This window comes from Rhodanobacter hydrolyticus (assembly GCF_044904645.1).
Genome location: NZ_JADIKK010000008.1, coordinates 190574 through 215119 on the forward strand (window position 1 = coordinate 190574; position 24546 = coordinate 215119).

The window sequence follows — 24546 nt, forward strand, 5'->3', positions numbered from 1 at the left end:
CGCGTTTTCCGGGAATCGACCGCACGATGAAAGTCACGATCTTCGGTACCGGCTATGTCGGCCTGGTTACTGGTGCCTGCCTTGCCGAGATGGGCAATCACGTGGTGTGCGTCGATATCGACGCGGGCAAGGTCGACCGGCTGGCGCGTGGAGAAATCCCGATCTACGAGCCTGGCCTTGAGCCCATCGTCAAGCGCAACCACGCGGACGGCCAGATTGATTTCACCACCGACGCCGCGGCCGGCATCGCGCACGGCGACATAGTCTTCATTGCGGTGGGCACGCCGCCTGACGAGGACGGCAGCGCCGATCTCAAGTACGTGCTGGGTGTGGCCGGGACCATCGGCCAGCACCTGGAGCGCCATGCCGTGGTGGTGAACAAATCCACTGTGCCGGTGGGCACGGCCGATCGCGTGCGCGAGGCGATTGCGGCGGAACTCGCGGCGCGCGGTGTCGGTGTCGAGTTCGACGTGGTCTCCAACCCCGAATTCCTCAAGGAGGGGGACGCGGTGGAGGATTGCCTGCGTCCGGACCGCATCGTGATCGGCAGCTCCAGCGCGCGTGCGGTGGCCTTGCTGCGCAAGCTCTACGCGCCGTTCAACCGCAACCATGAGCGTATCGTGGTGATGGACGAGCGTTCCGCCGAACTGACCAAGTACGCCGCCAACGCGATGCTCGCGACCAAGATCAGCTTCATGAACGAGATCGCCAATATCGCCGAACGTGTGGGTGCCGACGTGGAGCAGGTGCGCCAGGGTATCGGCGCCGATCCGCGTATCGGCTATCACTTCATCTATCCGGGCGCGGGCTATGGCGGTTCGTGTTTTCCCAAGGATGTACAGGCGCTGGAACGTACCGCGCGCGGCGCGGGTTACGAGGCGCGCCTGCTCGGCGCAGTCGAGGCGGTGAACCGCGACCAGAAGACCAAGCTGTTCGAGCTGATCGCACGCCACTTCAATGGCGATCTGCGCGGCCGGACCATCGCCCTGTGGGGACTGGCCTTCAAGCCGAACACCGACGACATGCGCGAAGCCTCCAGCCGCCGCCTGATGGAAGCGCTGTGGGCGGTCGGTGCCAACGTGCAGGCTTTCGATCCCGAGGCGCGCGGCGAAACCCGGCGCATCTACGGCGAGCGCGCTGATCTGGTGTTGTGCGAGCATGCGTGGGATGCCTTGCAGGGCGCCGATGCCTTGGCCATCGTTACCGAATGGAAGGCCTTCCGCAGCCCGGATTTCGCGCGCATCCGCGCCGTGCTGAAAACGCCGGCGATTTTCGACGGCCGCAACCTTTACGACCCGGCGACGGTGGAGGAGGCGGGCCTCGCGTATTACGGTATCGGCCGCGGTCGCAGCCTGCAGGCGGTGCGCTGATGGACGCCATAGAACAGCGCCTTGCGGATCTGGAGGTGCGGTTGACCTTCATTGACGATACCGTGCAGGCTCTGGCCGCCGCGGATGCCGAACAGGCGATGCGCATCGTCGAACTGGAGCGGCTGCTGCATCTGCTGCGGCAGGAGTTGCAGAGCGTGCGCCTCGGTTCGGCTTCCGATCCGCACAACGAACCGCCGCCGCCGCATTATTGATACATGTCTCCAATGACGACCAACCTTTGATTCCCGTGATCGTGGATGGTCGGAAAATTGAAAAGTGCGGCGAGGAAGGCCGCCCATACGATCTCCGCGATCATGGATGGTCGCAATTGAAAAGCATCGAGCATCACTGGAACCACGAGCATGAGCGAATCCCTGCGCGATCAGCTGCTGAAGAGCGGCCTCGTCAAGCAAATCCGCGAGGAAAAGCGCGGCAACGAGGGCAAAGGCAGGCCGACTGGCAGGCCTCAAGGTCATGGCGGAAAGCCGCAGGGTCATGGCGGAAAGCCGCAAGGCCATGACGGAAAGCCGCCGTCTTCGCGCCGCAACCAGGAAGAGATCGATCTCGCCAAGGCCTACGCGATCCGGGCGCAAACCGAGGCGAACGAACGCAAGCGTGCCCAGCAGGAAGCCGAGGAACAGGCGCGCGCGCGCCGTGAGCGCAAGCAGAAGATCCAGCAATTGCTGGACGGCAAAGTCTTGAACAAGGCCGAGACCGATCAGGTACGCAACTTTGAATACGGCGGCAAGATCCGCCGTATTCACGTCGATGCTGCCCAACTGGTGGCGCTCAACGCCGGCGAGCTGGCCGTGGTGCAGCAGGCGGGACGTTATCTGCTGGTTGCCCGCGAAATCGCCGAGCAGGTGCGGGCGATCGACGAACATCAGCTGGCTTTGTTGATAGATCCGAACGCTGCCCGCGACGACGACGGTGTGCCGGACGATCTGGTTTGGTGAACCGCTGGCGCTCGCAAAACGCCCGGCCATGACCGGGCGTTTTGCGTCTTGATGCGGGCCGTCTTTCAGACGAAGTCGGTGACAGCCACCAGGGCCGGATGATCCCAGCCTTCCTTGGGCGTGAAGCGGGCGCCGTGGCGCTGCGCCAGTTGCTCCAGCTTTGCCCTTACCTTGTCCGCGCCCTCGCTGCGCACGTACTGGATCGGGCCGCCACGGAACGGCGCGAAGCCGGTACCGAAGATCACGCCGGCATCGAGCAGGTCGGCATCGTCCACCACGCCGTCGGCGAGGCAGGCGACGGCCTCGTTCACCATGGCCAGAATCATGCGATCCGTGAGGTCGGGCGCGGGCTGGTAGTCGGGATCGACCTCCGGTTTGATGGGTTTGCCTTCCTGCCACACGTACAAGCCCTGGCCGTCCTTCTTGCCGCGCTTGCCGGCATCGAGCTTTTCCTCCAGGCCAGGCGGCAATTCCAGACCGAGGAAGGGTGACAGCTCCTTGCCCACCGAGGCGCACACGTCCAGACCCACAGTGTCGGCGAGTTCGATCGGTCCCATCGGCATGCCGAATTGCGTGGCTGCCTTGTCCAGTACCGGGCCGGGCACGCCTTCGTTGTACAGGCGCAACGCTTCCAGCAGGTAGGGCACCAGGATGCGGTTGACCAGGAAGCCGGGCGTGCCTTTCACCGCCACCGGCAGCTTGCCGATGGCCTTGCAGAAGGCCAGTGCGCGCCTCTCGATGGCGGGATCCAACGTGTCGTGGCGCACCACTTCCACCAGCGGCATCTGCGCTACCGGGTTGAAGAAGTGCAGACCGAGGAAACGTTGCGGCGCCTTGAGTTTCTTGCGCAGCTCGTCCAGCGGAATGCTTGAAGTGTTGCTGGCGAGGATTTCGTCGTCCTGGAATTGCGGCTCGATGGCAGCGTACAGCGCCTCCTTGGCCTCGGCATTTTCGTAAATCGCCTCGATGGCGAGGTCGGCGTCCTTTACGCCGACGCCTTCCACATCGGCGCGCAGTCGGCGCGTGGCGGCCTCGATCTTCTCCGGCGTCTTCAGCTTCTTTTCGTAGAGCTTGAATGCACGATCCAGCGCAGGCTGGACGAACTTCATCTCGCGATCCTGCAAGGTCACGTCGAAGCCCTTGAGCGCTGCCCACGCTGCGATGTCGCCACCCATCACGCCGGCGCCCACCACATGTACGTGACCGATGCCATGCTCGGCGCCGGTGCCTTGATTCTTCAGCCGCTCCTGCAAGAAGAAGATGCGGATCAGGTTGCGCGCAGTGGGCGTCTGCGCCAGTTTCGCCACCGAGCGGGCTTCAAGCTTCAGCCGTTGCTTGATGTCCCCGCCGCCACGCTGCCACACATCGATCATTGCGAATGGTGCCGGGTAGTGTTCCCTGCGCACCTTGGCTGCTGTCTGCTTCATCACCATCGGAGCGAGTATCTGCCGCGCCGGCCATGAATTGGTGAGCCACGCTTTGGCCCGTCGCGCGAACGGACGTGCCTGCGGACGGCGCAACAATGCGCGCGCTTCGGCCAGCAGCTCGTCGGGCGGTGCCACGCGGTCGATCACTCCCAGCGTCAACGCGCGCCGGGCCGACGAGGCGTTGCCGGTAAGCATCAATGGCAGCGCCTCGGGTGCGCCAATCAGTCGCGGCAGGCGTGCCGTACCGCCCCAGCCGGGATGGATGCCGAGCATCACCTCGGGCAGGGCGATCCTGGTTTTGTCGTCGTCTGCGGCGATGCGCTGCCTGCAGGCCAACGCCAGCTCGGTGCCTCCGCCCATGCAGGCGCCATGGATCGCGGCTACCGTTTGACAGGGCAGTTGGGCCAGGGCATCGAACACGCGCTGGCCGTTCTCGATGCTCTCAAGCACGCTGCCTTGCTTGGCGTACTCCACGAATTCCTTGATGTCCGCCCCCACCGCAAAGCCGGCGACCTTGGCAGAATGCACGATCACGCCTGCCGGCCTTTCGATGGCCAGTCGCTCGACGATCTGGCCCAGCTCGTCCAGCACGGCGCGGCTGATCGCATTGACGCTGCTGCCGGCGCGGTCGAGGCCAAGCATGACGATGCCGTGCTCGTCCAGGCTCGTCTTCCAGTGGTTGAAGCGCAGTCCTTCGAACATGGCCGGAGTGGGGTGGTGGTGGGAACCCGAACCATACCGTTCCGTGTGGTGGAATGCGAGATGCACCCCCGAATGTGAAGCGGTTCGCCATTCGCGGCACCGGCCAATGCGCAGAATGGGCATAAACCGTGGAGAATGCAGGGTGACGCCGGTTGCCGGCGCCGGATTACCCAGGAAACCGCGATGACATCCTTGATGCGCATGCCCATGCCGTCCTCCGGTCATGACGTGTTCGAGCGCATCCTGGCCGCGCCGGCCGGGGTGGTGGCTCTGCGCAGCCGCGATGGCGAGGCCTTGCTGGAGCAGTTCCGCAGTATTGCCAGGCATAGCGGGCAGGCGGTCTACCTCTGGCAGCCCGGGCAGGGACTGTCCAGCCTGCGCGATGCCTATGCGAGGGTTCCCGATGCGCAGCGCCTCGGCCAGGCGCTGCGCTACATGCAGCAGAGCATGCATTTCGGCATCTACCTGTTGCAGGAGGTGGAGTTGCCTTTGGCTGCGACCGATCTCACCTTGCTGCGGCAACTGGCGCGCGCCACCACTGGGCACCTGCGTCGTGTGGTGCTGCTCAATGCGCCGCGGGCTCTCGTCGAACAGTTGGGCGACCAGATCGCATGCGTCGATGGCGAGCCCGAGGCGCCTGCGCGCCTGCGTTTGCGCGATGGCCGCTGGTTGAGTGGGCAGGCATGAGCGAGGGCATCCTTGTTCTCGCCGAACGGCGCGATCTGCGCCGCCGCCTGTTCGACGTGTTCGACCAAGCGGGCTGTCGGCACATCCACAGTGCGCGCGATGCACAGCACGCGGCGATCGTGCTGGAAGGGCGGCAGTCGCTCGACCTGATGGTGGCCGTGCTCGGCGACGACGCGGCGCAGGCCCGCCAGTGCTGCGAGCAACTGCGCACGCTTAAGGCCTGCGAAGACGTCCCTCTGTTGGCGGTGCTCGACGAAGGGGCATCGTTGCAGCCAGCGCAGTTGCCCGGCGATATCGCCGGTTGGCTGCATGCTGCGCAGATAGAGACCGAGTTGTTGATGCGCTGGAAGCAACACCCGCCCACGGTGTCGATGGCGCGTCCTGCGCCAGCTCCCGGCGCGGCGGAGAAGGCACTGGCCTTGCTCGCGCGCATCTTCGCCACCGGCGGCGGTGGCGCCACCCGGGATGCCACTGCGCGGTTGCTGTTCGACGAGATGGCGCTGGATTACTTCGCGGTGTGGCCGCTGCGCAAGGACGGCGGCGAGTTCCCGGTGCCGCTGCTGCAGCTGTGGAACGGAACCGAGCCAGCTTGGCCGGCGGTCGAGTCGCAGGCGCTGCTGCAACACGTGTTGGCCGGCGAGCCGGTGCTTTGCCGCAGTGACGCGCAACAACGGGTGCCAGACGACCCGCTTCTGCCGTTGCTTGGGCTGTCCGGTTTTGTGGGCATTCCATTGCTGGACGAGCGTAGTGTGGTGCTGGGCGCAATGCTGGCCGGCACCCGACGTGGCTTCGGCGACATGGCCATCGTCGAACCGCTGCTGCGCTGCGCGGCGGCACGCTTCGCGCAAGGGCTGGAACTGGGCCTGACCCGCGAGCAGGGGCGGGCCGAGGGCTTGATCGACGCACTTACCGGCTTGCCGAACCGGCTGCTGTTCGCCGATCGGCTGGAATCCATCCTGCGCGAAGCCGTGCGCAATGGTGAATGCTTTGCCGTGCTGTTCGTGGACCTCGACCACTTCAAGGTGATCAACGACACCCATGGCCACGCCGCCGGCGATCAGGTGTTGCAGGAGATCACCCGTCGACTGCGTGGCAGCGTGCGCGCGTCCGACACGGTCGCACGCTATGCCGGCGACGAGTTCACCGTGGTGGTGCGCCACATCGTGAAGAGCGATGACGTGCAGCGCATCGCCGAGAAGATCCTGCAGACGGTGGCCGAGCCGCTGCAACTGGAAAATGGCGTGTATCTGCAGGTCGCTGTGTCGATCGGCGTGAGCTTCTTTCCCGATGACGCATCCGATGCGGAAACCCTGCTGAAGCACGCCGATGAGGCGATGTACGCGGCCAAGCACCAGGGGCGCAACGCCTATCGCATCTACGAAGTGAGCCCGGAGTACGCGCGCGAGCATGGCATGGCGTTGCGCTCGCGCCTGCGTCATGCGTTGGGCAACGGCGAACTGCGGCTGGTCTACCAACCGCAGGTGGACACCGGCAGCGAGGACATCGTGGGCATGGAGGCGCTGCTGCGCTGGGAGCACCCCGACCTCGGGCCGATCAGTCCTGCGGTATTCGTGCCGCTGGCCGAGGAAACCGGGCTGATCGTGCCCATCGGCGAATGGGTGCTGCGTACCGCTTGCCGGCAGGCCCAGGAATGGGAGCAACGTTACGGGCTGCGCCTGCGTCTGGGCGTGAACCTGTCTGCGCTGCAGCTGATGGAGCCCAAGCTGCCCGCCACGGTGTTCCGCGCCTTGCAGGAAACCGGCCTCGATCCCGCGCTGCTGGAGTTGGAAGTCACCGAAAGCATCAGCATCAAGGCCGCGCCGAACCTGGTGGAGAACCTGCAGGCGCTGCACCGCATGGGCTGCGGGATCGCGATCGACGATTTCGGCACTGGCGCCGCTTCGCTGGACTACCTGCGCAAGCTGCCCGCCGATCGCATCAAGGTCGATCAGAGCTTCGTGCGCAACATCGGCGTGGATCCGGACGACGAGGCCATCGTACGCGCCACCATCGAGATGGCGCACCGGCTCAAGCGCACCGTGGTCGCGGAGGGCGTGGAAACCGAAGCGCATCTTGCCTTCCTGCGCGAACAGGCTTGCGACGAACTGCAGGGTTATCTGTTCTGCCGGCCGCTGCCGGTGGTGTCCTTCGAACGCTTGCTGGCCGAGCGCCAGCAGTTAATGGGTTTGCCGACCGCCGTACCGGCTTGAGCCGGCTGCGCGTCGTCCCCATGCTAGCCATGCGTCAGCAAGGAATCGCTAGACTTGGCGGCAACGCTGAACTTGCGTGCTTGATTCCTGTCTGACAGCGCGCTCGATCTGGCATAGGCTTCGCAGCGGGACATGGCATTGACGACGGAAACGGCCCGTACGGGCGAAAACGAAGTGGATCGGGCTCTGGTCGAACGCGTGCAGGGCGGCGACAAGCGTGCTTTCGACCTGCTGGTGCGCAAATACCAGCACAAGGTGGTGGGGCTGGTTTCGCGTTATGTGAAGAGCCATGCCGAATGCGAGGACATCGCCCAGGAGTCCTTCATACGCGCTTGGCGGGCGATCGGCTCGTTCCGTGGCGACAGCGCGTTCTACACCTGGCTCTACAAGATCGCGGTGAATACGGCCAAGAACCATCTGGTGGCGATGGGCCGTCGGCCGCCCACCGACGATATCGATGCCGAGGAGGCCGTGTTCCTGAGCGGTGCCGAACGCATGCACGACAGCGCCACCCCTGAACGCGAATTGATGCGGCAGGAAATTGAACGTTCGGTATTTTCCACTGTCCAAGCCCTGCCCGAGGAACTGCGGGTGGCCATTACGCTGCGCGAGGTGGACGGCTTGAGTTACGAGGAAATTGCCGAACAAATGGGCTGCCCCATCGGCACGGTGCGTTCGCGCATCTTCCGGGCCCGTGAGGCGATCGACGAAAAATTGCGCCCGTTGTTGACGGGTGGCGAGGAAACGACATGAACCAGCCTGACCAGCACGCGCGTGAACATCTTTCGGCCGGCATCGATGGCGAGCTGGCGCACGAGGAACTGCGCTTCCTGCTGCGCCGGCTTGACCACGACATCGAGCTGCAGCGCACTTGGGTTAGCTATCACGTGGTTCGCGACGGCTTGCGCCGGCAGTTGCCGCCACTGGCCGGATCAGGCTTCGCCTCGCGGGTGATGTTGGCTATCGAGCAAGATTCCGTGGCAGTCGCGGTTGCGGCACCGCGACATCATCGTTGGTTGCGGTGGTCGGCTGGTGGCGCCATTGCCGCCGGTGTGGCCGCCGCGGCGTTGATGGTTTCCCAGCCTGCCGGCAATGCTGATCGGCATGCGGCCCCGCTCACTGCCCGGGCTACGGCTGGTGCCCCGGCGCACAGCCTGCCGACCACGGCGCCACAGCCCGAGGTAGCGGTGGTACCGCAGTGGTTGAGCGGCAACACACCTGGCCTACTCAGCCAGCAGGCCTCGGCCACCTTGGGTGCGCCGGCCAGTTCCCGTTTCTCGCCTTACGGCAGCAACGCTTCGCCATTTCCCGTGCAACGCTACCGCACGCTGGATAACCACGATGGCAGTTACCTGATCCTGCTCGATCCGGCCCAGCAGCCGGCGCCGAATGCCCTGCGCCAGGGTACCGTCAGCGCGCAGTAAGGCCGGTCCGCGTGTCCGCTGCGCAGTCGGATCGCCGTTCCAAATGTCTTCACCCACACACGGCCCGATCCGGGTCGCGGGTGAGGCATGCCTGTTCCATTGCCCGAGTTCAACCAAAGGAGGAGTCATGCATTCGTCCATCCTGCGCAGCACCCGCTTGAGCATACTGCTGTGTTGCGCCTTGGCCGGCACGGCCTTTGTCGTGCCTGATGCGCCGGCCCAGTCTGCCCCGTCCACGGCTTTGTCGCTGCCCGATTTCACGGGCATCGTGCAGAAGAACGCGCCTGCCGTGGTGCAGGTGGAGGCGAAGTACGATGGCCACGACAAGCCAAGCGTGCGTGGCCGGCAGGGGCAGGGCGGCATGCCGGACGACCCGCAGGCCGAGATCCTTCGCCGCTTCTTCGGCATGCCGATGATGCCGTCGCCGGCGGAGCAGGCGCACACGTCGCTGGGTTCCGGTTTCATCATTTCCGGCGATGGCTACATCCTTACCAACAATCACGTCGTTGCCGACGCGGACAAGGTGATCGTGCGCCTGCAGGACCGGCGCATTCTCGACGCCAAAGTGGTGGGTACCGATGCCACTTACGACATTGCCCTGCTCAAGGTGAACACGAGCAGCAGTCTGCCCACGGTGAGCATCGGCGATTCGCGCAGCCTCAAGCCCGGCCAATGGGTCTTGGCGATGGGCTCGCCGTTCGGCTTCGACTACACCGTGACCCAGGGCATCGTGAGCGCGGTGGGCCGCAACCTGGGCAGCCAGGACCAACCCTACACCTCTTTCATTCAGACCGACGTACCGATCAACCGAGGTAATTCCGGCGGTCCGCTGTTCAACCTGCAGGGCCAGGTAGTGGGTGTCAATTCGCAGATCTACTCCAGCACGGGGGGATACCAGGGCGTGGCGTTCTCCATCCCCATCGACGTTGCGATGAGTGCGGTGGATCAGCTCAAGACCAAGGGGTACGTGACACGCGGCCAGCTCGGCGTGCAGGTGTCGGCGGTGAGTGACGACATGGAGAAAGCCTACAAATTGCCGGATGCCTCCGGCGCAGCGGTGGCGGATGTCACCTCTGGCGGCAGTGCCGACAAGGCGGGTATCCAGAACGGTGACATCATCCTTAATTACAACGGGCAGGCCATCCACGATCCTGCGGATTTGCCGCCGCTGGTCGCCATGACCAAGCCGGGCACCCGGGTGCCCTTGGAGATCCTGCGCAACGGCAGCAGGAAGACCGTGCAGGTCACCGTCGGTGCGATGGCGCGTGACAAGGATTCGGTAGACAGCAGCGGCGCCGCGCCAAATCCAGGCAGCAGCGGCTCCAGCATGCTGGGCATCACCGTACAGTCGTTGGACGATGCCACACGCAAGCAGGCTGGCCTGAAACCTGGGCAGGGCGTGTTGGTGGGCGATGTCACGGGCGATCTGGCAGCGCAGGCCGGCCTGCAGCCGGGCGACGTGATCCTGATGGTGAATCAGCAGCCGGTAGGCAGCGTAGAGGCGTTCCGGGCCGCCACCAAGGACGTGAAGGCCGATTCCACCGTGCTGCTGCTGGTGCGCCGCAATGGCCAGAACGGCTTCATCGGCCTGACAGTGCCGGGCGGCAAGTGAGGGTGGCGCGCGCGCCGGCTTGATCGGCCGGTGCGCCTCGCACCACCACGGTTCCATGCGACAATAGGGGGTTCATGTCGCCCTACCGGCGGCATCCCCAAGGTAAGGCTGGCTGTCCGCGCTCCATGGAACTGATCCGCAATTTCTCCATCATCGCCCACATCGACCACGGCAAGTCCACGCTGGCGGATCGCATCATCCAGATCTGCGGTGGCCTGGCCGAGCGCGAGATGGAAGCGCAGGTGCTCGACAACAACCCGATCGAACGCGAGCGTGGCATCACGATCAAGGCACAGTCGGTGTCGCTGCCGTACAAGGCTCGCGACGGCAAGACCTACCAGCTCAACTTCATCGACACCCCCGGCCATGTGGATTTCAGCTACGAGGTGAGCCGTTCGCTGGCCGCCTGCGAAGGCGCGCTGCTGGTGGTGGACGCCGCACAGGGCGTGGAGGCGCAGTCCGTCGCCAACTGCTACACGGCGGTGGAGATGGGGCTGGAAGTGGTGCCTGTTCTCAACAAGATCGACCTGCCCACTGCCGACATCGACAAGGTGAAAGGCGAGATCGAGGCGGTGATCGGCATCGATGCCATCGACGCGGTGGCGATCAGCGCCAAGACCGGCCTCAACGTGACCGAGGTGCTGGAAGCCATCGTGGCGCGCATCCCGCCACCGAAGCCGCGCGACACCGACAAGCTGCAGGCGCTGATCATCGACTCGTGGTTCGACAACTACCTCGGCGTGGTGTCGCTGGTGCGCGTGATGCAAGGCGAGATCAAGCCGGGCGACAAGCTGCTGGTGATGTCCACCGGCCGCGTGCACGAAGTGGATGACGTGGGCGTGTTCACGCCCAAGCGCAAGAAGCTGGACAAGCTTGCGGCGGGCGAGGTGGGTTGGATCAACGCCTCGATCAAGGACGTGCATGGCGCGCCGGTTGGCGACACGCTTACGCATGCTGGCAAGCCTGCTTCCGAACCGTTGCCCGGCTTCCAGACCATGCAGCCGCGCGTGTTTGCCGGCCTGTTCCCCGTCTCGGCGGACGACTTTCCAGCCATGCGCGAAGCGCTGGACAAGCTGCGCCTCAATGACGCCGCGCTGTTCTTCGAGCCGGAAAGCTCCGAGGCGATGGGCTTCGGTTTCCGCTGCGGCTTCCTCGGCATGCTGCACATGGAAATCGTGCAGGAACGGCTGGAGCGTGAGTACGACCTCAACCTCATCACCACCGCGCCCACCGTGGTGTACGAGGTGCTGAAGACCGACGGTACGGTGCTGGCGCTGGACAATCCGGCCAAGCTGCCGCCGGTGCCGCAGATCGACGAGATCCGCGAGCCGATCATCGTGGCCAGCATCCTCACCCCGCCGGACTACATCGGCAACATCATCACACTGTGCGAGGAGAAGCGCGGCGTGCAGCGCTCGATCCAGTACCTGGCCACCCAGGTGCAGATCACCTACGAGCTGCCGCTGGCCGAGGTGGTGCTGGACTTCTTCGACCGCCTGAAGTCCGTGTCGCGCGGCTATGCCTCGATGGATTACCACTTCGAGCGCTTCGACGCCGGTCCCTTCGCGCGCGTGGACGTGCTGATCAACGGCGACCGCGTGGACGCGCTTTCGCTGATCGTGCACCGTACGCATGCGGATCGCCGCGGTCGCGAGCTGGTGGAGCGCATGAAGGATCTGATCCCGCGCCAGCAGTTCGATGTGGCGATCCAGGCGGCGATCGGCGCGCAGATCATTGCGCGCTCGACGGTGAAAGCGTTGCGCAAGAACGTGCTTGCCAAGTGCTACGGCGGCGACGTCAGCCGCAAGAAGAAGCTCCTGGAAAAGCAGAAAGAAGGCAAGAAGCGCATGAAGCAGGTCGGCCGGGTGGAGATTCCGCAGGAAGCCTTCCTCGCCGTGTTGCGTACAGACAAATAAGAAGCGGCACTCTCAGGAGCAAGCATGGAATTCGACTTTTCCGCCATCCTGCTGGCCCTCACCGTATTGTTCGGTGTGGTGTGGGGACTGGACCGGCTGTTCTTCTACAAGAAGCGCAAGGCAAGACTGGACGCGACGGGCAGCGAGTACGTCGATCCGGTAGCGGTGGACTGGGCGCGTTCGTTGTTCCCGGTGGTGCTGGTGGTGTTGCTGCTGCGTTCCTTCGTGGCCGAGCCGTTCCGCATCCCCTCCGGCTCGATGATGCCGACGCTGGACGTAGGCGATTTCATCCTGGTCAACAAGTTCGCCTATGGCCTGCGCATGCCCGCGTTCAACACCAAGTTCCTCGACCTTGGCGAGCCCAAGCGCGGCGATGTGGTGGTATTCCGGTTCCCGGGTTACCTGTGCCGCCGGCCGGATGGTTCGCTGATTCGCGTCGGAGGCGACGAAGGCAATGGCTCGCCGGCTGTCGGCTCGGAGCAAAGTTGCCCGAGCACGATGCTGCCGGTGCAGAACCAGAACTGGATCAAACGCGTGATCGGCCTGCCCGGCGACACGCTGGAAGTCCAGGGTTCCGACCTGCTCGTCAACGGCAAACCGGTGCAGGCCGATGAAATCGGCCCCTTCGTGGGCAACCCGCAGCGCGACGAAGACCGGCTGATGCTGGACATGGGCGCCACGGTCTGGACCGAACACCTGGTGCGCGAGGACGGCAAAGTGGTCAACCACACCATCGCGCGCATGCCGGCCTATACCACGCCCAACTCGATCCCGAACCCGGTGGTGCCGTCCAAGGTGCCGCCGGGCTGCTACCTGGTGATGGGCGACAACCGCAACAACAGCACCGACAGCCGTTGGTGGGGCTGCCTGCCGGAGAAGAACCTGGCGGGCAAGGCCTTCATGATCTGGATGAGCTGGAAGGGCTGGGGCACCGGCGGTGTGGATTTCCATCGCATTGGCAGGATCATCCATTGATGTGATGCGACAGCACGTGCAAGGCGCTCCACCGCTGGCATAATCGCCACGAGCGGCTGCGTGGGGTGCGGCCGTCGCACGCATCCACAATCGGCCTGGCTGGCCGCATGGCGAGGGGACTATGAAAACGAAACAGTCGGGTGTGACCCTTATCGGGTTTCTGATGATCCTGTTGGTGGTGGGTTTCTTCGGCTACATGGCGATGAAGCTGGTGCCTGCCTACACCGAATACGGCGGGGTGGTGAAGGCGATGAGCGGCATAGCCAGCTCCGGTACCAGTGGCCAGTCGCTGGACGAGATTCGTCGCGAACTGCTTCGTCGGATGGATTTCCAATATGTGAATGACGCCACCATCAAGCCGACCGATATCACGATCAGTCGCAATAACGGCGGTACCAATTCGCTGAACGTGTCCTACGACAAGGACATTCCGTTCCTGTACAACATCGATTTCCTGCTGCACTTCCAGAAAAGTGTGCCACTGCAGGGTAACGTGAACCAGTGAGCCGATTCGCTTGCCCCTGAACTATCGTTTCCGAGACCCCGCGCTTGCCGCGCTGGCGCTGACCCATCGCAGCGTCGGCAAGCCGAACAACGAGCGCATGGAGTTCCTCGGCGACGCGCTGCTCGGCGCCTTTGTCGCCGAGATGCTTTACGAGGCGCATCCCAAAGCCAGCGAAGGCGAGTTGTCGCGTCTTCGCGCGCAGCTGGTCAACGGCCAGGCATTGGCGGAAATCGCGCGAAAACTCGAGCTGGGCAATGCGCTGACGCTCGGCCCCGGTGAATTGAAGAGCGGTGGTTTCCGTCGCGACTCCATCCTGGCCGATGCATTCGAAGCCTCGCTGGCGGCAGTTTTCCTCGATGGCGGCCTTGAGGCGTGCCGACAGGTGGTACGCGAACTGTTTGGCGAGCGCGTCGGCGCATTGCCGCGTTCTTCCAAGGACGCCAAGACACGCTTGCAGGAATGGTTGCAAGGCCATGGCCATGCGTTGCCGCAGTACGAATTGATCGACAGCCATGGCGAGGACCACGCCAAGACCTTCGACGTGCGCTGTACGGTGAGCGAGCCGCAAGTGCATAGCGCCGAAGCCAGTGGCTCCAATCGCCGCCAGGCGGAGCAGGACGCCGCGGAGATCGTGCTGGCTCGACTGACCGCGCAGGCGCGCAACACCTGAACATGCGGCGCGTGCCGCCTAGATCACCGTCAGGCGCACTACAATGCCTGCATTCCTTTCAGTAGTCGTCATCCATGGATCACACCCTCGAAACCGAAGCTGACGCCGCGCTGCCACACGACGACTATCGCTGTGGCCTGGTCGCGCTCGCCGGCCGGCCAAACGTGGGCAAGTCGACCCTGCTCAACGCGATGATCGGCTTCCGCCTCTCCATCGTCAGCCCGCGTCCGCAGACCACGCGCCATCGCATCCTTGGCATTGCCAGCAGCGAGGCGGGGCAGATCCTTTATGTCGATACGCCTGGCCTGCATCGCGGCGCCAAACGGGCGATGAACCGCAGCCTCAACCGTGCCGCACGGGCGGCGATCAGCGATGTGGATCTGGTGGTGCAGGTGATCGAGGCCGGCCGCTGGACCGACGAGGACGAGGCGCTGTATGCCGCACTCACCGAACAGAAGGCGCCGCGTATCCTGGTCATCAACAAGGTGGACTTGAGCAAGGACAAGGGCGCCCTGCTGCCATTCGTGGCCTCGCTCAGCGAGAGCCATGTCTACGACGAGATCCACTACGTCAGTGCATTGAAGAAGAAGGGCCTGGCTGAGCTGGAGCGCGCCATCCTCGGCCGCCTGCCGGTGCGTGCACCGGTTTACGGCGAAGACGAGATCACCGACCGCAGCGAGCGTTTCCTTGCTGCGGAGATGGTGCGCGAGCAGTTGATGCTGCGGCTCGACCAAGAACTGCCTTACGCCACCACGGTGGAAATCGAGCAGTTCAACGACCGCCCTGATGGCATCGCCGAAATCCACGCCGTGATCTGGGTGGAACGCGATGGCCAAAAGGCCATCGTGATCGGCCAGGGGGGTGCCCAGCTCAAGGCGATCGGCACGGCCGCGCGCCGCCACATGGAGCGCCTGTTCGAGCGCAAGGTCTTCCTCAAGCTGTGGGTGAAGGTGCGCGAGGGCTGGGTCGACGACGAGGCGATGCTGAAGAAGTTCGGCTACACCGACTGAGGCATGCCAGGCTGCGATGCGCCTCGACCAGCAACCCGCATATGTGTTGCATGCGCGGCCTTACCGCGAAACATCGCTGCTGCTCGAATGCCTGACGCGGGACCATGGCCGGCTGGGCGTGGTTGCGCGCGGGGCACGTGGCGAGCGGGCGCGCCTGCGCCGTTCGCAGTTGGAACCGTTCCAGACTCTGGCACTGGATCTGGTGCTGCGCGGCGAGTTGTCCACGCTGGCCGGCGCCGAAGTGGTGGGCATGCCGTTGCGGCTGGCTGGCGACCATGGTTTTGCCGGGCTCTACCTCAACGAGCTGGTGGTGCGGCTCACCGCACGGCAGGACGCACAGCCGGTGCTGTTCGACGCCTATGCGCGGACACTGACGCGGCTGGCTGCCGGTGAACCGGTGGCATGGACGCTGCGCCGTTTCGAGCGCGACCTGCTGGAAGCCATCGGCTACGGATTGCAGTTGCAGCACGAGGCTGATGGCGAGAGCACTCTGCAGGTGCAGGCGCATTACCGTTACGACGTCGAACAGGGAGCGCTGCGTTGCACCCCGGGAACGCCTCACGCCGTGCGTGGTGCCGACTTGCAGGCACTGGCTGATGACCGCATGCCGGATCGCGCAGGGATGGCTGCCTTGCGCCACCTGATGCGCGAGGTGATCCGCTACCACCTCGGCGGTGGCGAGTTGCGCGCCTGGCGGGTGCTGGCCGGCGTGCAACCGCAACGCTGAGGTCAAATATCCAGTGCCTGCAATGTGACCTGCAAGGCGGTGCGGAACTGTTCGATAGCCTTGAGGGGCGCAGAAGGGGATTCGCGGAGCCGCCGTTGCAGGTGTTCCGCCTCGATCGCCAGTGCAGTGGCGCCGCAGAAGCCGCAGGACGAGCGCAACCGGTGCAGACGATCGCCCAGCGCCGAGTCATCCCGGCCGACCTGACCCAGGTCGCAGTGCAGTTGAGCGAGTTCATCGCGCAGCAGACTGCGCAGCGCCTGCATGGTGGCGGCATCGCCACTGGCACGCAACGCTGCTTCGTTGTCCAGCACGGGAACGGTGCCAGGCAACAGGGCCAGCAGGCGCTGCAGCTCGGCGATGCCACAGGGCTTGCGCAGCACCTCGTGAAAGCCGCCGGCCAGCAGTTCGCGCCGTTCGGCGATGCCCAGCTCGGCGGAACTGGCGACGGCAAGGCAACTGGCGGAGGCGCCACCGTTCGCGTGCAGTGCCGCCAGCACCTCGCGTGCACCTGCACCGGGCATGCGGCAATCGAGCAGCAGCAGGTCGAATGCCTGCTCTCGGGCCAATTGCAAGGCTTGCGTGCCGTCGACACACTCCCAGGCCTCGGCGCCCAGCGAATGCAGGCCATCGCACAGGAAGCGGCGGCTGGCCGCATCGTCGTCGGCCACCAGCACGCGTGGCGAGAGATCGGCGGGTTGGGCCGGCATGACCGTCTCCTTGGTTCAGCTGTTGTTTGGCAGAATGGACGGACATGCGTGCGACTTCAAGCCACCTGCTGTTGTGCCTGTTCCTGCTGCTCGGCCTGGGCCTGCTGCCGACCGCGCGTGCTGACGTCACGGTCGCCGCTAAGCAGATCGATCTGCCGGGCCTTCGCCTGCAGGACGTGAACGCGCAACTCGGCGAGGACCCAGCCGGCGGCCTGCATCTGCAATTGCAGGCGAGCCAAGCCGACGTTGCCGCGATGGGTTGGCGCCACGTGGGTCTGCATCTCGAAGGTCGTCTGCAACGCGATGCGCAATTACGTTGGGTGTTCGACGGCCGGGTGCAACTGCGTGGAGCGCCTGGCGGCGCGTTGGCCGATGCGCAGCTGACTTGGGTGTTGGATCCCGACGCCGACACCATGCAGGTCGAAGTGCAGCAGGACAAAGCACTGGCCAACGCATGGCTGCCGCTGGACCAGCCCAGCCACGCAAAGATCAGCCTGCACCAGTTGCCCGCCGGCTGGTTGCAAGGTGTGTTGGGGCGCTTGTGGCCGGCGCGACTCACCAGCGGTCACGTGGATGCCGACCTTGCGCTGGATGTGGAGGATGCAAGCGTGCAGTCGTCCGGCCAGTTCACGCTGGATGCCGTGGGCTTCGACACGCCTAGCAACGCGATGGCAGGGCAGGGTGTGGCCGGCAGCGGGCGCTTTGGTTTCGACAACAGTGCGGATGGCCGCAGGGTAAACGTTCAGTGCAACCTGGAGGGGGGCGAGCTGCTGCTGGGCCCGTTCTACGCGAAGCTGCCAGCGCATCCGGTGCAATTGGATGTGGATGTGCGCACCCGCCAGGGTACAGTCGAATTGCAGAAGCTCTATATCGACGATATGGATGCACTGCAGCTCGATGGTGCGATGGCGTTCGATGCCAGGGGCAAGCTGCAGAAACTGCAACTGAATCGTTTCCAGGCGAATTTCCCGCTGGCCAGCCAGCGCTATGGTCAGGCTTGGCTGGCCACGCTGGGCCTGCGCGACGCGCGCATCGCCGGGCGCGTCGCCGGCAGCATCGACTGGCGCAGCGACGGTCTGCATGCCTTCGCATTCGATACCGACGGGCTCGACTTGGCCGATGGCGAAGGGCGTTTTGCAGTGAGCGGACTGCATGGCGGCCTGGACTGGTCGTCGCAAGACGATCGCCCCGCCACTACGCTGGCCTGGCAAGGACTGCAGCTCCGTCGAATTTCCGTGGCCGCCGCGACATCGCACTGGCGGGATCGCGGTGGCAGCCTGATCCTGTCGCAGCCGCTCGCCATGCCCATGCTGAAGGGCGAGGTGCGGTTGACCAGCCTGGATTGGCGTCCAGCGCCGGCAAGGGGACAGCGCATCATTGCCAGCCTTGCCGTCGCCGGCGTGGACATGGCAGACCTCAGCCGCATGCTGGATTGGCCGATCATCCCAGGCACGCTAGCCGGTACCTTTCCTTCGCTGCGCTGGGCCAATGATCGCCTGGAGCTGGATGGCAGCCTCGTGGCAGGCGTGTTCGGCGGCACCGTGGAAGCTACGCATCTTTCATTGCAGCAGCCGTTTGGCGACGCGCCGGTGCTGGCCGGCGACTTCAAGTTCGACCAGCTCGATCTGGCGGCGTTCACCAGCGTGTTCGACATCGGCGCCATAACCGGGCGACTGCATGGTGCCGTCGATGACCTGCGCCTGGTGGACTGGCATCCCGTCACATTCAAGGCATCGCTGCTGGCCGACGGCGGCGGACGCATCAGTCAGCGCGCGGTGAACAACCTCGCCGCTTTGAGCGGCGGCGGCGTGGCCAACGGTCTGCAGGGTGCAATGCTGAAACTGTTCAGAAACTTCAGCTACAAACGCATCGGCCTGGCTTGCACGTTGCAAAGCGGAGTCTGTCTGATGGGCGGGTTGGCGAACGAGGAGGACGGTTACACCATCATCGATGGCAGTGGCTTGCCGCACTTGCAGTTGCTCGGCCGCCAGACCAAGGTGGATTGGCCCACCTTGCAGCGACGCCTGCACGAAGCCGCAAGCAGCCGTGCGCCGACGGCTCACTGACCCTCGAATCGGCGATAATGCCCGGTCTGCTCCTGCCGTGTTGAAACCTCGCAGACATGTCCCGATCCAACTCCCGTTCCCGCGCGCCCGTCGCGGAGATTGAAGCCGACATCGCCGACCTCGCCCACGATGGCCGTGGGGTGGCCCGCATCGATGGCAAGGCGGTATTCGTCGCCGGTGCGCTCGAAGGCGAGAGGGTGCGGTTGCGCATCCGTAAGCGCCATCGCCATTTCGACGAGGCAGAGGCGGTCGAGGTTCTCATGGCCTCGCCACATCGGGTCGAACCGAAATGCCCCCACTTCGGCGTGTGCGGCGGCTGCTCGCTGCAACACCTGGATGCGGCCGCGCAGATCATCGCCAAGCAGCGCGTGCTGGCCGACAACTTCGCGCGCATCGGCAAGGTTGAGCCATCCGGTTGGCTTCCACCCTTGGTGGACGAACCCTGGGGTTATCGCCGCAAAGGCCGTCTTTCCGTGCGGGCCGTGGCGAAGAAGGGACGTGTGCTGGTCGGGTTCCGCGAGGAGGCCAACCCGCGCTATGTGGCCGATATCCGTCATTGCGACGTGGTGCATCCTGCGTTGGGTACGAAGATCGAACTGCTCGGTGAGCTGGTCGGTTCACTGGACGCCGCTGCCGACATCGCGCAGATCGAATTCGCCGCCGGCGACGACACCGTGGCGCTGGTGTTCCGCCACCTGCAGCCATTGAGCGATGGCGACCGCGCCGCACTCATCGCCTTCGGCCAGCAGCACGGCTTTGCCATCTATCTGCAGCCAGGTGGCGTGAGCAGCGTGCATCCGTTGTGGCCGGAGGCGCCCAGGCTGGCGTTCAAGCTGTCGCCGGGTGGCGGCGCGGAAGATGTGGAACTGGAATTCCGGCCCCTGGATTTCGTACAGGTCAATGCCGGCATGAACCGGCGCATGATGGCGCGCGCGATGGAATTGCTCGATCCGCAGCCCACCGACCGCGTGCTCGACCTGTTCTGCGGCCTGGGCAACTTCACCCTGCCCATCGCGCGCCGGGTGGCCGAGGTGGCGGGTGTGGAAGGCGAACACGGCCTGGTCGAGCGAGCGGGCGAAAACGCCCGGCGCAATGGCATCGCCAACGCGGGCTTCCACGTCGCCAACCTGTTCGAGGACCAGCGCGGTACAGACTGGGCGTGCCAGCCTTGGGACAAGCTGTTGCTCGATCCGCCACGCGCCGGCGCCGACCAGGTGTTGGCCTACCTGCCGCACAAGGCCACGCGGCGCATCGTCTATGTTTCCTGCCATCCCGCTTCGCTGGCACGCGATGCCGGCATTCTGGTCAATCAGCACGGCTTCAAGCTCAGCGCAGCCGGAGTGATGGACATGTTTCCGCATACGGCGCATGTCGAATCCATCGCCGTGTTCGAGAGGTGATGCCCGTGCTTTTGTCCATGCATGCGAAGATCGGGCGGCGGCGATCCATGGCCGCACCCTTGCCAACGCCGCACCTTGTGAGTGGGATTCTGCAGACTGCTGGCGCCGAACCATGGGTATAGAGATCGAACGCAAATTCCTCCTGCGCGACGACGGCTGGCGTGCGCAGGTTTCGTACAGCGAGCACATTGCACAGGGCTATCTGGTCGGTGCGGCAGCGCTTGCGGCAGGGAACGCGCGCGGTTCGGTGCGCGTGCGCCGCGCGGGCGACGAAGCGTGGCTCAACATCAAGGCCGCGCGACTGGGCATCGAACGCGCCGAATACGATTACGCTATTCCGCCCGGCGATGCCGATGCGCTGCTGGCGACTTTGTGCGATGGCGTGCTGGGCAAACGGCGCCACCACGTCACGGTGGAAGGCGTGCTGTTCGAGATCGACGAGTTTCTGGGCGACAATGCCGGCCTGGTAGTGGCCGAGGTGGAACTGCCGTCGGTGGATGCGCCATTCCCGCGACCCTCATGGCTGGGTCGCGAGGTGAGTGCACTGGCGCGCTATTACAACGTCAACCTGATCGCGCACCCGTATGTCCGCTGGACGGCTGCCGAGCGCGACGCCAACGATGGAGCGAATGCCTGATGCTGCTGATCGGCCTGGCCGGACTCGAAGTCGCCGAGCGTGAACGCGCATGGCTTGGTGCCCCTGGCGTGGCGGGCGTGATCCTGTTCGCGCGCAACTATGCCGACCGTGCGCAATTGATGGCCCTGTGTGAATCCATCCGCGAGATCGGCGGCGAGCACCTGCTGGTCGCGGTGGATCAGGAGGGCGGCCCGGTACAGCGCTTCCGCGAGGGCTTCACCCGCCTGCCGGCGCTGGCGCGCATCGGCGAGGTATACGACTGCGACCCCATCGAGGCGGTGCGTCTCGCCGAGGAGCACGCCTGGGTGATGGCCAGCGAGTTGCGCGCCTGCGGCGTCGACTTCAGCTTCGCACCGGTGGCGGACCTGGCGCGTGGCAACGCGGCCATCGGCGCGCGTGCTTTCCACGCCGATCCCGCCGTGGCCGCCGAACTCGCCGCGGCCTACGTGCGCGGCATGCATCTCGCTGGCATGGCCGCGGTGCTCAAGCATTTCCCCGGCCATGGCTCGATCGCGGTGGATACGCACAAGGCGCAGGCGGTCGATGCGCGGCCGCTGGAACTGATCCGCCGCGATGATCTGCGCCCGTTCGTCGAGTGCATCGCCGCGCGGGTGGAGGCGGTGATGATGGCGCACGTGGTCTATCCCGCTGTGGACGCCCAGCCGGCGGGCTATTCGCGCAAATGGACCATCGAAATCCTGCGCGGCGAACTGGGTTTTGCCGGCGCGGCGATCAGCGACGACATCAGCATGGCTGCCGCGGGCGTCGCTGGTGGCGTGGCCGAGCGAGTGCATGGCCATCTGGACGCTGGCTGCGACCTCGTGCTGACCTGTTTCCCCGACGTGGTGGACGAAGCCATCGCGGCCGTCGCACGCCGCGTGCCTGCGCATCCCGAACGGCTGGCGGCATTGCGCGGCGCCATCGGCGCCAGTTGGGACAGCCTCACCGACAACCCGCAGCGCGACCGCTTCGTCGCGCGCATCACGGCGCTGGACGCCACGCAGGCCAATGCATGAACGACAAGCTTCCATCCTTGAGAGATGCACTGGCGAACGCCGACGTGCTGTTCGAGCGCGCCGAACTGGAAACCGTGATCGCCGAGCTCGGTCGACGCATCGATGCCGCGCTGGACGGCGAGCGCGCGGTGTTCCTTACCGTGATGAACGGCGCCCTGATGTTCGCCGGCCAGCTCGCGCTGACGATACGCACGGATCTCGAATTCGACTACGTGCATGCCACCCGCTACCGCGGTGCGACCAGCGGTAGCGATCTGCATTGGCTGCGCGAGCCGACGGTGGATCTCGCCGGTCGTACCGTATTGCTGGTGGACGACATCCTCGACGAAGGCCATACGCTGAAGGCCGTGCGCGATGACTGCCTGCACCGCGGCGCCAGGCGCGTGCTGATCGCCAGCCTGTGCTGCAAGGATCACGATCGCCTGGCTGAGGGCGTCACCTCCGACTTCAACGGCGTGGTCTTGCCCGACCGCTACGTGTTCGGTTATGGCATGGACTACCACGAGCAGGGTCGCAATCTGCCGGCGATCTACGCATTGCGTTGAGCAGCACTTCCTGGGAACTCGTGCATGAACATTCTGGGCATCTCCGGCAGCCTGCGCCGGGCTTCGTTCAACACGGCGCTGTTGCATGCCGCGCAGGAACTGCTGCCAGTGGGCACGACCCTTGCCATCCACGACCTGCACGGCTTGCCGCTGTTCGACCAGGACGTGGAGGAGCAGGGTGACCCCGCGTCGGTCGCCGCGTTGAAGGAGGCGGTGACCCGAGCGGATGCGTTGCTGCTGGCCTGCCCCGAATACAACGGCGGCATCACCGGCGTGCTGAAGAACGCCATCGACTGGGTCTCGCGGCCAGGCATTGCCAGGACGGTCGCGCCGCTGGCAGGCAAGCGTGCCTGCATCTTCGGGGCCAGCCCGGGCATCACCGGTACGGTGCGCGCGCAGGATCAGTTGCGGCTGGTGCTGCGCCGTGCCGGTGCTGTGGTCGAACCGCAAGGCGAAGTCCTGGTATTCCAGGCGCACACCAAGATCGCCGATGGCCGGCTGGCGGACGAGCGCACCCGCGAACTGCTGGCGCGTCACCTTCACAACTTCCTCGGAACCTTCGCATGAGCAACCACCTGATTGACCTGGCCGTGATCGGCGGCAGTGGCCTGTACAAGTTTCCGGGCCTGGAAAACACCAGCCGGCATGCGGTGGGGACACCGTTCGGTGTGGCCTCGGGTGAGGTGGTGCTGGGTGATTTCGCGGGTAAGCGCGTGGCCTTCCTTGCGCGCCACGGCGAGAGCCACAGCCTGCCGCCGCACCGGGTGAACTACCGCGCCAATCTCTGGGCGCTGCACCAGCTCGGTGCGCGCGCGGTGATCGGCGTCAACGCCGTAGGCGGTATCCGTTCCGACATGGGGCCGCGCGCCATCGTGGTGCCCGATCAGCTGATCGACTACACCCATGGCCGCTACACCAGCTTCTGCGACATCGAGGGAGCCGAGGTGAACCACATCGATTTCAGCGAGCCGTACACCGCTTCGCTGCGCCATCGCCTGCTGCAGGCCGCGCGCAAGACCGGCATCGCGGTAATCGATGGCGGCTGCTACGGCGCCACGCAAGGACCACGGTTGGAAACCCGTGCCGAGATCGCGCGCATGCGGCGCGATGGTTGCGACCTGGTCGGCATGACCGGCATGCCCGAAGCCTCGCTGGCGCGCGAACTCTCGCTGGAATACGCCTGCCTCGCCCTGGTGGCGAATTTCGCCGCCGGTTGCGGCGACGAGGCCGAAATCAGCATCGAGGAAATCTTCGCCCATCTCGCCGCCGCCACCGCCGAAGTGCCACGCCTGTTGGAGGCGATGCTGCGCGCCTGATCGCGCATTAGCGCATTACCGCGTTGCGCAGCATCTTGCGCGGAGTGTGCGGGCAAGCCGCGAATCGGTCCGCGCATATTGCGCTTTGCCCCGGATCATGCGGATACTTCCCAGGCACCAGGACGGTGAGCCAGGGGGATGGTTCGAGCTCGGTCGGGTGCATCCTGTCCATGCTTCCAGAGGTTCCAGCAATGCGTTTCGGTACGGTCAAGTGGTTCAACGACGCCAAGGGCTTCGGTTTCATCGCGCCCGAGGACGGTGGGGAGGACGTGTTCGTCCATTTCTCGGCGATCAATTCCAAGGGCTTCCGCAGCCTGCAGGAAGGCCAGCGCGTGAAGTTCGAAGTCACTCAGGGCCCGAAAGGCGCCCAGGCTTCGGGCGTCGAAATCGCGGGTTGATCTCCATGGGCCGGCCTTGCTTCGGCCATGCAATGAAGTCGAGCCCCGCGCCCAGGCGCGGGGCTTTTTGCTTTGAGAAGTGTGACCATGGGCAACCGCACATGGTTTCCGCGGCGCGATCGCCAGATTTGAAAAAAGCGGCCACGGACGGCTACTCGTTTGATCTCATCACCATGACGATCGCAAAAAATAAGAATGCAGCCACGGACGACTGTCCGTTTGATCTCCGCGACCATGGACGATCGCAAAAACGAAGGAATAGACATGACT

Annotated in this window: 24 protein-coding genes; 22 read left to right on the forward strand and 2 right to left on the reverse strand. The window is 65.0% G+C overall.

Going from position 1 to position 24546, the window contains the following annotated elements; all coding sequences use genetic code 11:
- Nucleotides 1–26 precede the first annotated feature (26 nt).
- The 3 genes from ISP25_RS03320 (at nt 27) to ISP25_RS03330 (ending at nt 2326) form a co-directional block, all read left to right on the forward strand.
- Nucleotides 27–1370: a UDP-glucose dehydrogenase family protein gene (locus ISP25_RS03320; RefSeq protein WP_192157656.1), complete on the forward strand. Its 1344-nt coding sequence runs from the start codon at nt 27–29 to the stop codon at nt 1368–1370.
- Nucleotides 1370–1582: a SlyX family protein gene (locus tag ISP25_RS03325; protein WP_192157654.1), complete on the forward strand. Its 213-nt coding sequence runs from the start codon at nt 1370–1372 to the stop codon at nt 1580–1582. The genes ISP25_RS03320 and ISP25_RS03325 overlap by 1 nt, the downstream gene beginning before the upstream one ends.
- Nucleotides 1583–1732: 150 nt before the next feature.
- On the forward strand, nt 1733–2326 hold the full coding sequence (locus ISP25_RS03330) for a DUF2058 domain-containing protein (RefSeq protein WP_404611635.1): 594 nt from the start codon (nt 1733–1735) through the stop codon (nt 2324–2326).
- 65 nt (nt 2327–2391) lie between these two features.
- Here ISP25_RS03330 and ISP25_RS03335 read toward each other — a convergent pair whose 3' ends face one another.
- On the reverse strand, nt 2392–4455 hold the full coding sequence (locus ISP25_RS03335) for a 3-hydroxyacyl-CoA dehydrogenase NAD-binding domain-containing protein (RefSeq protein WP_404611637.1): 2064 nt from the start codon (nt 4453–4455) through the stop codon (nt 2392–2394).
- Between the two features lie 183 nt (nt 4456–4638).
- On the opposite strand from ISP25_RS03335, the gene ISP25_RS03340 reads away from it, so the two are divergent.
- The 11 genes from ISP25_RS03340 to recO all read left to right on the forward strand — a co-directional run bounded on the left by ISP25_RS03340 (nt 4639) and on the right by recO (nt 16191).
- On the forward strand, nt 4639–5142 hold the full coding sequence (locus ISP25_RS03340) for a hypothetical protein (protein WP_404611639.1): 504 nt from the start codon (nt 4639–4641) through the stop codon (nt 5140–5142).
- Nucleotides 5139–7352 (forward strand): putative bifunctional diguanylate cyclase/phosphodiesterase, encoded by a 2214-nt coding sequence (locus ISP25_RS03345; RefSeq protein ID WP_404611641.1) that lies wholly within the window; start codon nt 5139–5141, stop codon nt 7350–7352. Before ISP25_RS03340 ends, ISP25_RS03345 begins: the two co-directional genes overlap by 4 nt.
- Nucleotides 7353–7484: 132 nt before the next feature.
- Entirely contained in the window at nt 7485–8105 is a 621-nt protein-coding gene (gene rpoE / locus ISP25_RS03350) for an RNA polymerase sigma factor RpoE (protein WP_192157645.1), read from the forward strand.
- Nucleotides 8102–8776 carry a sigma-E factor negative regulatory protein gene (locus tag ISP25_RS03355; protein ID WP_404611643.1) on the forward strand — a complete coding sequence of 225 codons (675 nt, stop codon included), beginning with the start codon at nt 8102–8104 and terminating at the stop codon, nt 8774–8776. The genes rpoE and ISP25_RS03355 overlap by 4 nt, the downstream gene beginning before the upstream one ends.
- Nucleotides 8777–8903: 127 nt before the next feature.
- On the forward strand, nt 8904–10388 hold the full coding sequence (locus ISP25_RS03360) for a DegQ family serine endoprotease (RefSeq protein WP_404611645.1): 1485 nt from the start codon (nt 8904–8906) through the stop codon (nt 10386–10388).
- 125 nt (nt 10389–10513) lie between these two features.
- Nucleotides 10514–12304 (forward strand): translation elongation factor 4, encoded by a 1791-nt coding sequence (gene lepA, locus ISP25_RS03365; RefSeq protein WP_192157639.1) that lies wholly within the window; start codon nt 10514–10516, stop codon nt 12302–12304.
- 24 nt (nt 12305–12328) lie between these two features.
- Nucleotides 12329–13279 carry a signal peptidase I gene (lepB, locus tag ISP25_RS03370; RefSeq protein ID WP_404611647.1) on the forward strand — a complete coding sequence of 317 codons (951 nt, stop codon included), beginning with the start codon at nt 12329–12331 and terminating at the stop codon, nt 13277–13279.
- A 121-nt stretch (nt 13280–13400) separates the two neighbouring features.
- The gene (locus ISP25_RS03375; RefSeq protein WP_404611649.1) at nt 13401–13784 is read left to right on the forward strand and encodes a DUF4845 domain-containing protein; all 384 of its coding nucleotides are present in this window, start codon (nt 13401–13403) and stop codon (nt 13782–13784) included.
- Between the two features lie 10 nt (nt 13785–13794).
- On the forward strand, nt 13795–14454 hold the full coding sequence (gene rnc, locus ISP25_RS03380) for a ribonuclease III (protein ID WP_404611651.1): 660 nt from the start codon (nt 13795–13797) through the stop codon (nt 14452–14454).
- A gap of 74 nt (nt 14455–14528) precedes the next feature.
- Nucleotides 14529–15464, forward strand: a complete 936-nt coding sequence (gene era / locus ISP25_RS03385) for a GTPase Era (RefSeq protein WP_404611653.1) — start codon at nt 14529–14531, stop codon at nt 15462–15464.
- 16 nt (nt 15465–15480) lie between these two features.
- Complete coding sequence (gene recO / locus ISP25_RS03390) at nt 15481–16191, forward strand: DNA repair protein RecO (RefSeq protein ID WP_404611655.1); 711 nt, start codon at nt 15481–15483, stop codon at nt 16189–16191.
- A 2-nt stretch (nt 16192–16193) separates the two neighbouring features.
- On the opposite strand, the gene ISP25_RS03395 is transcribed toward recO, so the two are convergent.
- Nucleotides 16194–16898 carry a response regulator gene (locus ISP25_RS03395; RefSeq protein ID WP_404611657.1) on the reverse strand — a complete coding sequence of 235 codons (705 nt, stop codon included), beginning with the start codon at nt 16896–16898 and terminating at the stop codon, nt 16194–16196.
- Nucleotides 16899–16942: 44 nt separating this feature from the next.
- Between ISP25_RS03395 and ISP25_RS03400 the strand changes: the two genes are divergently transcribed.
- The 8 genes from ISP25_RS03400 (at nt 16943) to ISP25_RS03435 (ending at nt 24276) form a co-directional block, all read left to right on the forward strand.
- Nucleotides 16943–18964 carry a hypothetical protein gene (locus ISP25_RS03400; RefSeq protein ID WP_404611659.1) on the forward strand — a complete coding sequence of 674 codons (2022 nt, stop codon included), beginning with the start codon at nt 16943–16945 and terminating at the stop codon, nt 18962–18964.
- Between the two features lie 56 nt (nt 18965–19020).
- Entirely contained in the window at nt 19021–20364 is a 1344-nt protein-coding gene (gene rlmD / locus ISP25_RS03405) for a 23S rRNA (uracil(1939)-C(5))-methyltransferase RlmD (RefSeq protein ID WP_404611661.1), read from the forward strand.
- A gap of 112 nt (nt 20365–20476) precedes the next feature.
- Nucleotides 20477–21001: a CYTH domain-containing protein gene (locus ISP25_RS03410; protein WP_404611663.1), complete on the forward strand. Its 525-nt coding sequence runs from the start codon at nt 20477–20479 to the stop codon at nt 20999–21001.
- On the forward strand, nt 21001–22017 hold the full coding sequence (nagZ, locus tag ISP25_RS03415) for a beta-N-acetylhexosaminidase (protein ID WP_404611665.1): 1017 nt from the start codon (nt 21001–21003) through the stop codon (nt 22015–22017). The genes ISP25_RS03410 and nagZ overlap by 1 nt, the downstream gene beginning before the upstream one ends.
- Complete coding sequence (locus tag ISP25_RS03420; RefSeq protein ID WP_192157617.1) at nt 22014–22562, forward strand: hypoxanthine-guanine phosphoribosyltransferase; 549 nt, start codon at nt 22014–22016, stop codon at nt 22560–22562. The genes nagZ and ISP25_RS03420 overlap by 4 nt, the downstream gene beginning before the upstream one ends.
- A 24-nt stretch (nt 22563–22586) precedes the next feature.
- Nucleotides 22587–23129 carry an NADPH-dependent FMN reductase gene (locus tag ISP25_RS03425; protein ID WP_404611667.1) on the forward strand — a complete coding sequence of 181 codons (543 nt, stop codon included), beginning with the start codon at nt 22587–22589 and terminating at the stop codon, nt 23127–23129.
- Nucleotides 23126–23878, forward strand: a complete 753-nt coding sequence (locus tag ISP25_RS03430) for an S-methyl-5'-thioinosine phosphorylase (RefSeq protein ID WP_192157614.1) — start codon at nt 23126–23128, stop codon at nt 23876–23878. The genes ISP25_RS03425 and ISP25_RS03430 overlap by 4 nt, the downstream gene beginning before the upstream one ends.
- 191 nt (nt 23879–24069) lie before the next feature.
- Nucleotides 24070–24276, forward strand: coding sequence for a cold-shock protein (locus tag ISP25_RS03435; RefSeq protein WP_049620931.1), 207 nt, complete (start codon nt 24070–24072; stop codon nt 24274–24276).
- The last annotated feature ends 270 nt before the right edge of the window (nt 24277–24546 follow it).

Bases quoted from the DNA above. Each gene is read 5' to 3' on its own strand.
- ISP25_RS03320 (WP_192157656.1), top strand. From the start codon at position 27: ATGAAAGTCACGATCTTCGGTACCGGCTATGTCGGCCTGGTTACTGGT.
- ISP25_RS03325 (WP_192157654.1), top strand. From the start codon at position 1,370: ATGGACGCCATAGAACAGCGCCTTGCGGATCTGGAGGTGCGGTTGACC.
- ISP25_RS03330 (WP_404611635.1), top strand. From the start codon at position 1,733: ATGAGCGAATCCCTGCGCGATCAGCTGCTGAAGAGCGGCCTCGTCAAG.
- ISP25_RS03335 (WP_404611637.1), bottom strand. From the start codon at position 4,455: ATGTTCGAAGGACTGCGCTTCAACCACTGGAAGACGAGCCTGGACGAG.
- ISP25_RS03340 (WP_404611639.1), top strand. From the start codon at position 4,639: ATGACATCCTTGATGCGCATGCCCATGCCGTCCTCCGGTCATGACGTG.
- ISP25_RS03345 (WP_404611641.1), top strand. From the start codon at position 5,139: ATGAGCGAGGGCATCCTTGTTCTCGCCGAACGGCGCGATCTGCGCCGC.
- rpoE (WP_192157645.1), top strand. From the start codon at position 7,485: ATGGCATTGACGACGGAAACGGCCCGTACGGGCGAAAACGAAGTGGAT.
- ISP25_RS03355 (WP_404611643.1), top strand. From the start codon at position 8,102: ATGAACCAGCCTGACCAGCACGCGCGTGAACATCTTTCGGCCGGCATC.
- ISP25_RS03360 (WP_404611645.1), top strand. From the start codon at position 8,904: ATGCATTCGTCCATCCTGCGCAGCACCCGCTTGAGCATACTGCTGTGT.
- lepA (WP_192157639.1), top strand. From the start codon at position 10,514: ATGGAACTGATCCGCAATTTCTCCATCATCGCCCACATCGACCACGGC.
- lepB (WP_404611647.1), top strand. From the start codon at position 12,329: ATGGAATTCGACTTTTCCGCCATCCTGCTGGCCCTCACCGTATTGTTC.
- ISP25_RS03375 (WP_404611649.1), top strand. From the start codon at position 13,401: ATGAAAACGAAACAGTCGGGTGTGACCCTTATCGGGTTTCTGATGATC.
- era (WP_404611653.1), top strand. From the start codon at position 14,529: ATGGATCACACCCTCGAAACCGAAGCTGACGCCGCGCTGCCACACGAC.
- recO (WP_404611655.1), top strand. From the start codon at position 15,481: ATGCGCCTCGACCAGCAACCCGCATATGTGTTGCATGCGCGGCCTTAC.
- ISP25_RS03395 (WP_404611657.1), bottom strand. From the start codon at position 16,898: ATGCCGGCCCAACCCGCCGATCTCTCGCCACGCGTGCTGGTGGCCGAC.
- ISP25_RS03400 (WP_404611659.1), top strand. From the start codon at position 16,943: ATGCGTGCGACTTCAAGCCACCTGCTGTTGTGCCTGTTCCTGCTGCTC.
- rlmD (WP_404611661.1), top strand. From the start codon at position 19,021: ATGTCCCGATCCAACTCCCGTTCCCGCGCGCCCGTCGCGGAGATTGAA.
- ISP25_RS03410 (WP_404611663.1), top strand. From the start codon at position 20,477: ATGGGTATAGAGATCGAACGCAAATTCCTCCTGCGCGACGACGGCTGG.
- nagZ (WP_404611665.1), top strand. From the start codon at position 21,001: ATGCTGCTGATCGGCCTGGCCGGACTCGAAGTCGCCGAGCGTGAACGC.
- ISP25_RS03420 (WP_192157617.1), top strand. From the start codon at position 22,014: ATGAACGACAAGCTTCCATCCTTGAGAGATGCACTGGCGAACGCCGAC.
- ISP25_RS03425 (WP_404611667.1), top strand. From the start codon at position 22,587: ATGAACATTCTGGGCATCTCCGGCAGCCTGCGCCGGGCTTCGTTCAAC.
- ISP25_RS03430 (WP_192157614.1), top strand. From the start codon at position 23,126: ATGAGCAACCACCTGATTGACCTGGCCGTGATCGGCGGCAGTGGCCTG.
- ISP25_RS03435 (WP_049620931.1), top strand. From the start codon at position 24,070: ATGCGTTTCGGTACGGTCAAGTGGTTCAACGACGCCAAGGGCTTCGGT.